This window comes from Chryseobacterium sp. VD8, assembly GCF_037149975.1.
Lineage (GTDB): Bacteria > Bacteroidota > Bacteroidia > Flavobacteriales > Weeksellaceae > Chryseobacterium > Chryseobacterium indicum.
This window is the reverse complement of record NZ_JBBCQL010000111.1, coordinates 1-14,296: the sequence shown is the minus strand read 5'-3', so window position 1 is coordinate 14,296 and position 14,296 is coordinate 1. Positions and strand designations below refer to the sequence as shown.

The window sequence follows — 14,296 nt, the reverse complement described above, 5'->3', positions numbered from 1 at the left end:
TTTTGGTTTGCCATTTTTGAGATTCGTTCTTTCTTTACAATCGTTCCGGATTGATTTTTAAATGGAACGACTCCCGCATAACATGCCAAATGTTTTGCGTTTTCAAAATTCTTAAAATTATCTGTGATAATGATAAAATTGATGGCGGTTTGCATCCCGATCCCAGGAATGGAAACCAGTAAGTCTTTGTTCCTTTTTATTTCGCCCTTACTTTCGATCAGTGTGGAAAGTTGTTTTTCAATTTTCTTTATTTCCGAAACAAATGTTTTCAATGTTTTTGAAAAAGATTGGCTTAATATCTTAAATTCGAACGGATCATGGCTTTTTGCCTCCCGTAATTGGTTTTCCAACGCGGTCTTTTGTACAAGCAGAGAATCTCTTGATTTGCTCAATACATTCATCTGCTTCACAACTTGGCAAGATTCTTTGTATGGAAGCTTCTTGTCGTGATAACGAACAGCGTATTCTGCGATTCTTCGGGCATCTTTCCGGTCATCTTTTCCGCGAAGATCACTCGATGCTTTCTTGATTTTTACGGGATGTTCAACCCAAAGCAAATAATCAGATTGTGTACAAAATAGTTCTAAGGGACGGTTATAAATTCCTGTATTTTCACAACAAATCATTAATTCTTCTTTTGTTATTTTCAATAACTCCATTATGTCTTTCAAAAAAGAAAATATCTTTTTCTCCGTATTAGGAATAATCATTTCGTAAAGAATATTGTATTCAAAATCCATCACAGCACAGTCTAATTTTGATTTGGAAACATCAATTCCAATAACGTACTTTTGTTTCATAACTTTTTAAGTTTGTCATTCACAATAAGAGTTGTATCTAAGCCCTTGATAATAGGTCCTTATCCTAAATTTCTATTATGATCTTGCTCTTATAAGAAACAGGGTTCATAATCATTGCATAGGTCTTATTCCCTTTTAAACAAACTGGTTCACCCTGTTTCTTGTGAATGCGTTTAGTTCTTAAATTTATTGTTTTACAAACTAAAGGTTAAACAAAGAGATTCAATTATCAGGAATTCAGCTTTTAAGATATACAAAGGCGTAAAATTGATCAAAGTAATACCATTTTTGTCTTTTTTAAATAAACGAAGTGCCTTTGTTTAGCTTACCAACTTTCAATAAGTAAAAAAATCTTTTGTTTTTCTTTGCGATAAATTAATACAATGCGATAAATCAATTATTTAAATTTATTTCTTATCCCGAACTGATGTTAAATAACAAAAACATCTGATTTTTTTCGGCATTATGTGTATAAGCCGTGAATTTCATCTATTTTTGCGGGCTTACAATACCTCTGTTTAAGAAATTAGACAGTATAAGAATACCTTTATCAATATGAACAAAATACTCATGTCGTTTCTTCTGTTGTCTGTTATTTCCTGCACAGGAAGTGATGAAGATCAGAACTCAGACAATAAGCCTTCCATTATCGGAACATGGTATGTCGAAAAAACCGAGATCTACAAATCTTTAAATCAGCAGATTCTGGTTTCTTTTTCAACCGAATGCCAGAAAATGAGCACCTACGAATTTACTTCTACCCATCTTTTCTCCATTTCTTTTGCGCAGAACAACAATACCTGCGAAAAAGCAAATGTTGTCACCCAAAAATACACGTTTAATCAGGCAAACAGTACATTCTGGTTTGAAGGGCAGGAAAAGTATCCGTATTACATCACAAAGCTTAATGAATCTGATATGGTGGTAGAAGACCGCACTCAGGATTTCGACGGCGACGGAGCCAAAGATGTATTGAGGCGTTTTTATAAAAGAATCAAATAAAATAATCGACTTATCCCTATTGGAGAACAACAATGAGCAGGCGGTTTATAATAGTGTCCCTTCGACAAGCTCAGGGTGACATCCCGAATACTAACCGCAATATTAAACATTGTCAGGCTGAGCCTGTCGAAACCTTTATGAGTAAAAGGGATAAGTCAATAAAATAACAAACTCCTTTCAGGCCGAAAGGAGTTTGTTATTTATATTCTGAACAGTTATTTCGTCAGATCGAGACCTCCGAAATTTCCGGAACTCATCATGAGATAAACACCTTCAGTTTTATCCAGCGTTTTCCAGTACGCATGAAGTTCTTCCGCGTTGGTGAATACTCTTAAATGTTCGTTCTTAAACTTTTCTTTAATCAATTCCGGTGAAATCGGCTCCATTCTTTTGATCTTCAGCGCATCTTCAGAATAGAAAACAATGGCTTCATCCAGTCCGTCCATTGCGTGATCGTACTGCTCCAGAAACACAGGATTTAAGCTGGAATACGTATGAAGTTCAAGGAAACCATATTTCTTTTCGTTTTTAAACTGCTCACAGAATGCTTTTACGGCTGCCTTTACCTTACTCGGCGCATGTGCAAAATCTTTAAACAATGTTCCGTTGTCTTCTCTTTCCACCCTTTCCAGACGCTTTGAAGCTCCTTTAAAGCTCATGATCGCTTCATAGAAATCTTCATCCATGATTCCCAGAGTATGGCAGATGTGTCTCGCGCCTTCAAGATTTAATAAATTGTGTGCGCCAAAAACCGAAAGCGGAACATCGCCCATTTCTGTTTTCAGGTGAACTTTTCCGTTTACAATTTCGTATTCAGGGGTTTTGTAAGGGATTTTTCTGAAATAATTTTCAGCACTTTCCACCACTTTTACCACTTCGGCATCTTCTTCATTGTATACCAGAACACCGCCTGCTGTAATGCTTGCCACAAATTTTCTGAACTGCTCCACATAATCATCAAATGTTTTGAAAACGTTGATGTGATCCCATGCAATTCCGCTCAGCAAAGCAATATTCGGCTGATACAGCAAAAATTTTGAACGTAGATCGATAGGAGAGGAAAGATATTCATCCCCTTCCAACACCATAAAATCGTTGTCTTCGCTTAATTTCACCATACAGTCGAAACCTTCAAGCTGCGCTCCCACCATGAAATCTACCTCTTTCTGATGGAAATTCAGCACATGGAGAATCATGGAAGTAATCGTTGTTTTTCCGTGTGAACCGGCAATAACCACTCTTGTTTTATCTTTAGACTGTTCGTACAGAAATTCGGGATAAGAATAAATTTTCAGACCCAGCTCTTTGGCTTTCGCCAGTTCCGGATTGTCCTGATGCGCATGCATTCCGAGAATAACGGCATCAATATCGGAAGTGATCTTTTCCGGAAACCATCCCATTGCTTCGGGAAGAATTCCTTTCTTTTCCAAACGTGATTTTGAAGGTTCAAAGATGGCATCATCCGAACCTGTTACTACATATCCTTTATCTTTTAATGCAATGGCAAGATTGTGCATCGCACTTCCGCCGATCGCGATGAAATGGGTTTTCAACTGTATTTACGGTTTTTTTACATTAGTATTAATGATCTCCTGAAAAGCATTGGTAATGTTCGTCCAGTTTGTTTTATAGTTCGGCATTACAGAGCTTGCATCGGTTTTGCTGCCTTCATTCGGACCTTTTTTTATGTTGATCGTTGTGGCAATCCCGTCATAGATCTTCTGGTGGTCTTCCTGTATTCTTCTGAAATTATTCTGGGAAAGTGTATTATCAAGCTTTTTAAGATCTTCGTCTGTAATTTTAAAATCCTGTTTGTATTTTTTACCCTGTCCTTCGAAAGAATAATGGGCAGTATTTCCTTTAATCAGAAGATTTTCATATATCGGTGCAAATCCCCCGCTTTTCGAATAGCTGATGTCGAAATCCGAATACACTTTCTGGCTGTTGCAGGATACTAATACTATGATCGCGAATAAAATTCCTAATATTCTTTTCATAATTTTTTCTACTTTAAGAGCGTGTTTAAATTTATAATTTATTTTTACCATTAAGGAGTTAAGCTCCTTTAGCTTAAAAAACTTAATAAAAATCAATGTATTGATTTCTTAATTAGAATCAGTTTAACCAGCTTACATTGACTTCATAGAATCTAAGATTTCTTAATGTTAAATTTAAGAATAAACAAAGTTTCTTTTAATTAAGAAAAACCTGTAAAACTTTTATTTAGCAATATTTAAACAGGCTCTAATTATCTGATTCTTTTTGTTCTGATTTTTTAGCTTTTAATTCTTCATCATAACTGTGCAGGACATTGAAATCCTCTGTCTGCTCAATCGCCGTCATGATTTTATGCAGAATCTGCTGTGCATTTTCTTTGTCGTAATCTATATCAAGAGGCGCTTTAAACTCCATGGTCGGTTTTACACCTGTTACTTTTACACGAAGTCCCTTTTTATCGAAAGCCCTTCTGAATCCGTTAATTTTAATAGGAATAACAATAGGGCGTTGGTTTTTTACCAGTTTTGCCGTACCCCTTCTTCCCTGAGCAAAAGCAGCCGTGGTTCCCTGAGGAAAAGTAGCCACCCAGCCGTTATCCAGGGCTTTCATGATATTATCCACCTCGCTCATGTCTACCATCCGGTTGACGTTTTTACCTTCTGCTCTCCAAGTTCTTTTTACCGTTACCGCTCCTGCAATCTTAAAGATTTTAGGAAGAATCCCTTTATTCATGGTTTCTTCGGCAGCCACGTAATAAAAATCAATTTTAGGATTTAGAAGATAGATCGGGTTCTTAATGGTGTTCAGATACCCATTGTTCACCGAGCAGAATGCATGATACATTGCTGCCACATCTGCGAAATACGTCTGATGGTTGGATACAAACAGCACATTGGAATCCGGAAGATCCACAAGATGCTCAGTTCCGGTGATTTTCAGTTTATTAAAGCCGTTGAATCTTCTGTAAGATACAATTCCTAAAATAAAAATAATTAACCTTTTTAAAAAATAAGGAGTTCCGAACGCGTCGGTGAAAATGTTTTTCTTCGCCATCTCTCAATTAAACACGGTATTGCAAAGTTACATTTTTTTCAGCAACTGGCTGAATTCGCTCAGAATCATGGCGGTAGCGCCCGAGATAATATATCCGTTGAAATTTATAACAGGAACTTCATTTCCTGCCGTGCTCGGTAAAACCATCATTTCCGGCTCATCCGGAAGATTGAGAAAGCACGTGATGGGAAACTCGATTACTTCCACCGCCTCGCTCTGCTGTAAAATAAATTCCGGATTTTTCTTGGTATACGAAATATAAGGATACACATAAAAGTTGCTTGGAGGAATATAGATTGGTGACATCCCACGGATCATCCGCACATAATGTTTCTCAATGCCGATTTCCTCTGAAGTCTCACGCACCGCAGTTTCTGCAAAATCCTCATCCGTTTCTTCACGCTTTCCGCCCGGTAAAGAGATCTGTCCGCTGTGTCTGTCGTGCTCATTAATGGTTCTCTGAATTAAAGGGAAATGCCATTCATCATTCTTCAGGTACAGAACAATATTTACGGCAGCAAATTTTGGATTTTTCGCCAAAACCTCTTCATACGTAAAAACAGGGCGGGAAGGAGGGGAGAAAACACCGTGCGCATGAATGCCCGGCAATTCCGCAGCCTTTATTTTCTTTAATAAATCTTTTCCAAAACTCATTCTCAAATTTAATCATTTCTTTTGAAGAAAGGAAGAGCGGAAAATGTTAATTAATGGTAAAAGTGAGGGGGACTGGTTTAGGGTTTAGGATTGATGGTTGATGGTTGATGATTGATGATTGATGATTGATGATTGATGATTGATGATTGATGATTGTTTGTTTGTTTGTTTGTTTGTTTGTTTGTTTGTTTGTTTGTTTGTTTGTTTGTTTAGGGTTTAGGGTTGGTTGGTGATTGATGATTGTTAGTTGATTGTTGATTGTTGATTGTTGATTGTTGTTGGTTGTTGGTTGTTGGTTGTTGGTTGTTGGTTGTTTGTTGTTTGTTGTTTGTTGTTTGTTGTTTGTTGTTTGTTGTTGGGGGCTTCGGTTTCGCTCTGCGTGCTGATGGGTTGATTTGTTTGAATGGCTGAATTTCTGAAATCTGTTTTTTTTGCTTGCTTTTAAAAGATGTTTTTTGATGAACGGAGTAAAATTACCACAGAAATGTCCATTTTCCGCCATCATAAAAAATTCTGACCGGTTTTGACTGCTTTTGACCGGTTTTGACCGGTTTGAAAACCCATTTCTTCGGATCATGTTCGGGTCTTCTTCGGATCGGCTTCGGAAAAATGGGATTTTTTCCGAAGAAACACCGAATAACAGTCGAAGGATTTCGGGAGATTTTATGAAAGTTTTTCTGCTTCATTGTACGCTCCGGCTCCGCTCAGCTTACTTCATTGCTACTTCATTTTAAACAAATTATTGTAACGAAAACCTGCCACTGTAGGCTGAGCGGAGCCGAAGCACACTTCATTACCACTCCATTTAAACAAATCATTGCGCCCACACCCGTCATCGGGTGCTGAGCGGAGCCGAAGCACACATCATCCTGAAATAACCATTCCCAAAAATTGTTTAAAACCGCAAAGGCGCAAGATTTTTAACATCAAAGTTGTTTAAAGTAAAATGGCAGAAAACTCTATAGAGTTTTATCTGTATAGACACCATATTTGCAAGGCGTTCTGCGTTCCGTAGGAACGCTATCTTTAGAAAATGTATCGTATTTAAGATATCAATCCTATGGATTGATTGACGGATTTATTCTTATTTCTACACAGATTCTGCTCCTAAAGGAGCAAACTCTTTTACTTTAAACAACTTCATGCTCTATGTATTAAGGCGCAAAGATTTTATCTCCGATAAAATTTTGATGCGGATATTTTCCGCTTCGGCTCTGCAAAGCGTACATCATTACTACATCAATTTAAACAAATCATTGTAACGCAAACCTGTCACTGTGGGCTGAGCGGAGCCGAAGCCCACATCATTGCCACCCCATTTTAAGCAAATCATTGTAACGAAAACCTGCCACTGTGGGCTGAGCGGAGCCGAAGCACACATCATTGCCACCCCATTTTAAGCAAATCATTGTAACGAAAACCTGCCACCGTATGCTGAGCGGAGCCGAAGCGCACAATAAATAAATTTTGCGTTGAAAAATATTTTCTCTAATTTCGTTTCCGGATTATAACGGGAAAATGGGAAGGTCCACGCTTTCTTTTTTTCGATTAATTTCCAACCTTTTTAAAAATTTTTGCATCTTTAAAATAAAACGACACCTTTTGTCGTTACAGGGGTGTAACTTTGCAGAAGATAAAAAGACTAAAAGCTTTTTACCATTCTGATTTTTAAAAAAAACTAAAAACAGGCTGTCAAAAGCCGATAAAAAAACAAAAACCATGAATACAACAAATGATTTTCGAGCAGATTCTATCCGGAATACATTTTCAAGAATGAGGGTTTCCTTATTTTTTTAACCCGTTCTATTCTTAATTTCATCTTTACAATAACGTTAAAATTATACTAAGTATGAAAAAACTCAGCATGAGTGTGTTCACTCTGTGCAGCATTCTGGGGGTGTATGCCCAGGAAGTAGTCTGGCAGAAAGACATCCGGTCTTCTACGCAAGACTTTCTCTCACAGGTCACCACGACCATCGATCAGCAGTATTTAATTACCGGAAGCAGCATCCGTCCTGACAACCATCAACCAGCATCTGACAACAAAAAGCAGAACAACGGCTATGATTTCCATGTGGTAAAACTCAACCAGCAGGGCGAAGAAGTCTGGGAAAAATATTTCTCAGGGAAAAACCATGACTTTCTTTCAGCAACGGTTAATACGCAGGAAGGAGGGTTTCTTCTGGCTGGATCCAGCTATTCAGGGAAAGGGCTGGATAAAAAAGACGATTCCAAAGGCGGATCGGATTTCTGGCTGATCAGAATCAACGAATTCGGGGATGAATTATGGCAGAAAACCATAGGCAGTACAGCAGATGAAGAAGCACGGGCGGTGATTCAGACCACGGATATGGGGTTCTTTGTAGCAGGAAATACAACCCTTCCCTTCGGCTCCGCTCAGGGTAAACAGGCTCAGGATCCGAAAATGAGAGGCTATGGCTCGAAAGATGTTCTGGTGGTACGGCTTGATAAAAACGGAAAGGAACTATCCCAATTAATTTTAGGCGGAAAAGGTCTGGATGAAGTGGAAAAGATGATTCCCACCAAAGACGGGGGAGCCTTGTTAGGGATCTACTCCAGAAGCGCAGCTCTTGCCGAAAGCGGGAAGGCAGAGGCTGGAAGTAAAGCCAAGCAGACAGAAAATTTTGGCGAAGGCGATTACTGGATCGTGAAACTTTCGAAAGACGGAAAAGTGGAATGGGAAAAGAACTTTGGTGGAAAAGGCGACGATCATCTAAGAACACTGGCACTGACTTCAACAGGTTATCTGATCGGAGGGGAATCCAGATCGGAAAGATCGGGAAATAAATCCGTCGGTATTGAAGAGGGAACCGACCTTTGGTTACTCTCCATTGATGAAAGGGGCGAAGAACTCTGGCAGAAATCTTACAGCTTCAAGAACCGGGATGTTCTGATGGGGATTAGTGTGATTGCCGGGAAGCAGGAAGACGGAAGCGGGAAGTCTAAAGGCATCCTGCTGGGCGGTTACACACAGGCGGAAGGCAGGATTGAAAGTGATGACGAGACTTTCTGGATGCTGTATCTGGACCAGAACGGAAACGAGCAGTGGAGAAAGCACGTGAAGGGAGAATCCCGAAAAAAAGAGGAACGGTTATCTGATATTAAGCTGAACCGTGACGGATCGATTGTACTCGCAGGAACCAGCGCAGAGGAGTTAGGCAAAGAAAACTGGAAGATCGTAAAGCTTGGGGATAAACAGGTTGACCAGCTGATCGAAAAGCAGGACATCAGGATATACCCGAACCCGGTAACGGATTATGTGTATGTGGAGCTTGGATTTGAGGGCTTGAGAGAAGGCGCATTTGAGGCTGAGATCGCGGTATACGACATGGGCGGAAGAAAGCTTGAAACGGTAAAAACAAAAAATAAGATCACCAAAATTAATACCCAGCCTTTGATTCAGGGGGCGTATCTGGTGGTGGTGAAAACCAGTGACAAAACGGCGAATGCCAAATTGATTAAAAAATAGACATGATGAGAAAAATAAAACCATTTACATTTTTGCTGATCTTATTTCAGTCTGCCATGATGTATTCCCAGGGGACGGGTTTCATACCCCCAAGCCCACAGTCCTTTTCTTTCGTTAAAGCAACGAATGTGGTGTCTGAAAATGAACATACGGGAAGTGCCAGTGTAAGCATCCCCCTGTTTACTTATAAATCCAATAAATTAAGTACGGATATCAGCCTTATATACAGCGGAGCCGGGGTAAAAGTTGACGACCTGCCTAACGATGCGGGGATGACGTGGGTCGTTAATGCAGGAGGAGTCATTACAAGAACCGTTAACGGACTTATCGATGAAAAGGCAACCATGAGGATGAATAAGCCCGAAGCAGAATTAATCCAGAAAACAGCTTCTGACTGTGCGGCGGACGAAGAAATAAGAACTGCCTGCTATACTCCCCAACAGATGGATACAGAGCGTGATATTTTTGATTTCAGGTTCGGCGATCTGTCCGGATCTTTCTATCTGGATGAGAATTTTATTCCGGTTTTTCTGAAAAATGATTCGGATGTCAGAATAAAAAATATCCTTCCGGCTAATGAAACCGACAACAGGAAATTCATAGGTTTTGAATTGACGACAAAGGAAGGAATCCAGTACATTTTCGGAGGAAACATAGCATATTGGGAAACCACGGCTTCAAAAGCCATGCCTGCCAATCCGCCGGGCGACTATGCGATTACTTCATTTTTCCTGAAGGAGATTCAGTATCTTAACGGAGAGAAGATTTTTTTCTCTTATGAAGATACTCCGCTGGTTACCAACAGCATCAGTAAAATTCATACACGATATTTATATTCCGCAGGATTAGGAACAGGAATTATGCCCAATCTGGATCCTGAACTGATAGTTTTAACACAAACCCATTATACGAAGAATAAAAAAAGGATTTTAAGTATTTCGAACAGTGAAAATACGGATGTGCTCAACTTTATTTATTCAGAGAGAACGGATTCCGATTTTAAAAAATACCTTTCAGGAATTGAATACAAAGTCAATAATTCGGTATTTAAAAAAATAGCTTTTGATTATCTTTTTGAAAATTCAAATCCGCCACAAAATATTCAGAGATTCTATTTAACACAGCTGAACTATTACAACAACAATGTTTTTGAAAAAAAATACCAGTTTAATTATGACAATCCATTAGATCTGCCTGCAAGACTGACTCACGGACAGGATATGTACGGGTATTTTAACGGACATTCTGAAAACGGTTCTCTGATTGCGGCTTTCTTTGGTGATGCTACTCCAAGTTCTGCTTATCTTCCATCCATCTTATCGACCTTCGGAAACCGCAGACCGGATTTTGCATTTGCTTCCAAAGGGACATTGAAAGAAGTAATCTATCCCACCGGAGGAAAAACGAAGTTTGAATATGAAGCTCCTAAAACAAAGGCTGTGTTCAAAACAAAGGTGAATATGGGAGAAGATCTTTTTTCTTCGGGAGGGACTTCTACACAATTGATAGAGAATCTTCATTTTGACCAGAATCTTCAATTTACTCTTACAACCTATTCAGGTGATGCAAGTCCTAATCACATGAAAATTGCAAATTTTACGGTAAAGGATCTTGATTCTAATATACAGATATATGCTAATGGAAAATCTTACGGCTATGCGACACAAGATTCAATTACCGGATCGTTCAGTGTTCAGAAGAACAGGAGATATCTTATATCATTTACGCCGAGAGGAAATGCGGAACTTAAATATTCTTACAGCCACAAAGACCCCATTGATAATTTTGGGATTAGGTTAAAGTCTGTCACTCATTCTGAAAATAATCAGGTAAGTGAATACAAAAGACTGTATTACTGTCCAGCCGCACTTTATACTGCGAAAGAGGAAGATATTAACGAAAATGAAATGATGATTGTCCCGTATGTAAAATATGCGACATTCGATGAATTTCATGAAAACATGAATATGGCTGTAACCTATTCAGCGCATAACTCTACCAATTCCAGCCCTTTGTATAACAGCAGGCTTCAGGAGCGGTACCGTGTTGTAACCACCAGTTTGGGCGGAGACCATTTTGAGAACGGAGGATACCAGAAAACATTCAGAAAAGACTCAGATGATGCATTGGTAAGGATTCAGCCTTCTTCAGGTTCCGGTAGCGGGGCAGGGGCTCCTTCATCAGGTACAGGGTATGGCGGTCTTGGCAGTATTCAGGCACTCCCTAACTTTTTTGGTACATTATTAAATGATGTTTATTTTCCTGCAAAAGGAAACAGGTTGTCTTTCAGCGGTACCCTGCAGAATACCAAATACTTCGTTAAAAAAAACGGAAGTATTTATAAAAATAAGCAGGTACAGAACCAATACAGGTACAATATCCTGAAAACCAATCCAAATCTTTTTGTTTCCAAAGTGTTTAATGATCTTACTGATGCCAATTGCCCTACAGGAAATGTACAGCGTATTGCCAATTTTTATATGACAATGTATAAAAACTACACTGTGGATACCAAAATTGAAAAAGAAACGGTAACAGACTATATTGATGAAGTTCCTTTAACTCTGTATAATAATTTAGATGATTACTGGGCGGCAGAAAATTTAAATACTTCAGAATCGGCTTACCGCAAGCTCATTACTACTACGAATTATGAATATTCGTCCATGCCTAATCATAATCAGGTTACCAGACAAACCGTCACAACCCCTGAGAACAGCATTACAGAGACAAATTACCAGTACGCCCACGAAAAAAACAACCAGTTAATGATCTCTAAAAACATGATCGGCGTTCCTTTGGAAACCACTGTTACGCAAACCGTTGGCGGTGTTACCAAAACACTGGGCAAAACAGAAACGGTGTATCCGGCTTCCCTTCCTACGCCTCAGGCAGGAAATCTCATGCTTCCGTTGTCCCAGAAATCGTATGATAAACTTAACAGTACTTCATCCACCGATATTACTTACGACAAATACGATGAAAAAGGAAACATCCTTCAGTACACCACCAAAGACGGAATTCCGGTAGCCATTGTCTGGGGATATAACAAAACCCAGCCCATTGCCAAGGTGGAGGGAATCACTTATGACCAGCTGACTTCCTCAGTTCCGGTTTCAGGGATTGTAACGGCTTCCGACAATGATGCCGCAGATCCTTCACAGGAAAGCCTTCTTCTGGATGCCCTAAGCAGCTTCAGGAAACAGTCGGCTCTTTCAGGAAAGCTGATCTCCACCTACACCTATGATCTGCTGATCGGGGTAACCAGCATTACGCCACCATCCGGAGTAAGACAGACCTACACCTACGATTCGGCAAACAGGCTGAAAGAAACAGGAGTAAGAGCAAAAAACAGTGCAGGAAGCTATATCAACAAAAAAATGTCTGAAAACAAGTACAACTACAAACCATAACACAAACATGAGAAAATACAGTACAACCAAAGCATTCTCCCTGTTGGGGCTGGTTTTTGCCGCGATGTCTTTCGCACAGTCTCAGAACGAGAACTACATACAGTCCCAGAGCTGTCTGAATGACGACTGCAGCCGTAAATCCGAGACCATCACTTATTTTGACGGTCTGGGAAGACCCAAGCAGATCATCAGTGTGAAAGCGACACCCGGCGGAAAAGACCTGGTAACCCCCGTTACCTATGACGGCTTCGGAAGACAGGTGAAAACCATCCTTCCCGTTCCTGCCGCCACCCAGAACTCCTCCATCCATACCGGAATTACCGATGAAACGGCTGCCAACTCCTATTACGGGGTTTCCAACGCATATTCTGAAAAGGAAATGGAAAACTCCCCGCTGGACAGGGTATTGCAGCAGGCAAGCCCCGGAGAGCCATGGAAGATGAGCTCGGGACACACCCGGAAGCTGAAGTACGAAACCAACCTGGGAACAGAGGTGAAGAAATTCATCACCAGTACAACCACCAGTACCGTCAGCAATGTTTCCACCACGGTTTCCACGCTTTCGGTTTCTACGGATAATTCGGGATATTATCCCGCATCAACACTGTATAAAAATACCGTTACCGATGAGGACGGAAACCCTGTAACGGAATTTAAAAACGGACAGGGACAGACGATTCTGGTGCGCAGAAATGACGGGGCACAGAATGTGGACACGTATTACGTGTACAACGAGTACAACCAGCTGGCTTTCGTCCTTTCCCCGAAAGCGGTAAAACAGATTTCAGATAACAGTAACCTGATTACGGATGCGATTTTAAACGAACTCTGCTACCAGTACCGGTACGATGGCAGAGACCGTCTGGTTGAAAAAAGACTGCCCGGAAAAGAATGGGAACTGATGGTCTACGACAAACAGGACCGTTTGGTGCTCACGCAGGATGCGATCCTGAGAACAGCAAACAACAGCTTCGGAAGCAAAGGCTGGCTTTTTACCAAATATGATGAATTCGGAAGGGTGGCTCTTACTGGATTTTATCCTGATTCGAATTCAAGAAGTTTTGTACAGGATCAGATGAATACCATTGCAGCAAATTCTTTAAATAATGAAATCAGAACCACAGAACCTGTTGTGGTAAGCGGTATCAGTATTTATTACAGGAATCTTGCATTCCCTTCTTCTGGTGTTGTCCTGCTTTCGGTTAATTATTACGACACCTACCCTTCTGAAGCTCCGGCAGTTCCGGCAACGGTTCTGGGACAGCATACGATGAAACAGACGCTGGGAAGCAGTGAAGATGCTTCCACGATAGGGATTTTAACCGCTGCCTACGTTAAAAACATAGAAGACAACAACTGGACGAAAACCTACATCTATTACGATTCGATGGGAAGAGCCATTGCCACCAAAAGCACCAACCATCTCGGAGGATATACCAACACCGAAACCGAGCTGGATTTTGCAGGAGTTCCCAAGCTTTCTAAAACGTATCATAAAAGATTAAGTACAGATACTGAAAAAGTGATCACCGAAACGTTTGAATACGATGCTCAGAACAGGTTGGTAAAACATTATCATCAGGTGGATAATAATCCGCAGGAACTGCTTGCTGAAAATATCTACAACGATCTGTCCCAGCTTGTGAACAAGAAAGTAGGAAATAATCTTCAGAGCATCGATTACACCTACAACATCCGCGGATGGATGACCAAGATCAATGATCCTGCAAACCTTAACGGAAAACTGTTCGGGTATAAAGTAAAATACAGTGAAGTTGAAGGGCTCGAAACGCCCAATACAGACTTTTCTACTCTGAAAGTAAAACCGAAATACAACGGCAATATTGCGGAAGTAGACTGGAGAACAGGAACAACCACAGGAGACA

At 40.2% G+C, this 14,296-nt stretch carries 10 protein-coding genes; 4 read left to right on the top strand and 6 right to left on the bottom strand.

All coding sequences use genetic code 11. From position 1 onward, the window contains the following. Positions 1–800 (bottom strand): IS110 family transposase (locus WFK35_RS13065; RefSeq protein ID WP_336732959.1); only part of this gene is annotated, 800 nt, incomplete at its 3' end. Between the two features lie 555 nt (positions 801–1,355). On the opposite strand from WFK35_RS13065, the gene WFK35_RS13060 reads away from it, so the two are divergent. Then, positions 1,356–1,802 (top strand): lipocalin family protein, encoded by a 447-nt coding sequence (locus WFK35_RS13060; RefSeq protein ID WP_336732958.1) that lies wholly within the window; start codon positions 1,356–1,358, stop codon positions 1,800–1,802. Between the two features lie 215 nt (positions 1,803–2,017). Here the strand turns inward: WFK35_RS13060 and WFK35_RS13055 are convergent, their stop codons facing one another. From WFK35_RS13055 to WFK35_RS13035, 5 genes are all read right to left on the bottom strand, one after another. Beyond that, the gene (locus WFK35_RS13055; RefSeq protein ID WP_336732957.1) at positions 2,018–3,355 is read right to left on the bottom strand and encodes a UDP-N-acetylmuramate--L-alanine ligase; all 1,338 of its coding nucleotides are present in this window, start codon (positions 3,353–3,355) and stop codon (positions 2,018–2,020) included. Positions 3,356–3,361: 6 nt separating this feature from the next. Next, entirely contained in the window at positions 3,362–3,799 is a 438-nt protein-coding gene (locus WFK35_RS13050; protein ID WP_087707726.1) for a hypothetical protein, read from the bottom strand. 247 nt (positions 3,800–4,046) lie between these two features. Further along, positions 4,047–4,853 (bottom strand): lysophospholipid acyltransferase family protein, encoded by an 807-nt coding sequence (locus WFK35_RS13045; RefSeq protein WP_214588792.1) that lies wholly within the window; start codon positions 4,851–4,853, stop codon positions 4,047–4,049. Positions 4,854–4,880: 27 nt separating this feature from the next. Further along, on the bottom strand, positions 4,881–5,507 hold the full coding sequence (locus tag WFK35_RS13040) for an NUDIX hydrolase (RefSeq protein ID WP_336732956.1): 627 nt from the start codon (positions 5,505–5,507) through the stop codon (positions 4,881–4,883). A gap of 46 nt (positions 5,508–5,553) precedes the next feature. Then, positions 5,554–6,012, bottom strand: coding sequence for a hypothetical protein (locus WFK35_RS13035; protein ID WP_336732955.1), 459 nt, complete (start codon positions 6,010–6,012; stop codon positions 5,554–5,556). A 1,344-nt stretch (positions 6,013–7,356) separates the two neighbouring features. Here WFK35_RS13035 and WFK35_RS13030 point away from each other — a divergent pair. The 3 genes from WFK35_RS13030 to WFK35_RS13020 all read left to right on the top strand — a co-directional run. Continuing rightward, positions 7,357–8,997, top strand: coding sequence for a T9SS type A sorting domain-containing protein (locus tag WFK35_RS13030; protein ID WP_336732954.1), 1,641 nt, complete (start codon positions 7,357–7,359; stop codon positions 8,995–8,997). Positions 8,998–8,999: 2 nt separating this feature from the next. After that, positions 9,000–12,410: a hypothetical protein gene (locus tag WFK35_RS13025; protein ID WP_336732953.1), complete on the top strand. Its 3,411-nt coding sequence runs from the start codon at positions 9,000–9,002 to the stop codon at positions 12,408–12,410. A gap of 7 nt (positions 12,411–12,417) precedes the next feature. Further along, positions 12,418–14,296: DUF6443 domain-containing protein (locus WFK35_RS13020; protein ID WP_336732952.1), on the top strand; the 1,879-nt coding region annotated here is incomplete at its 3' end.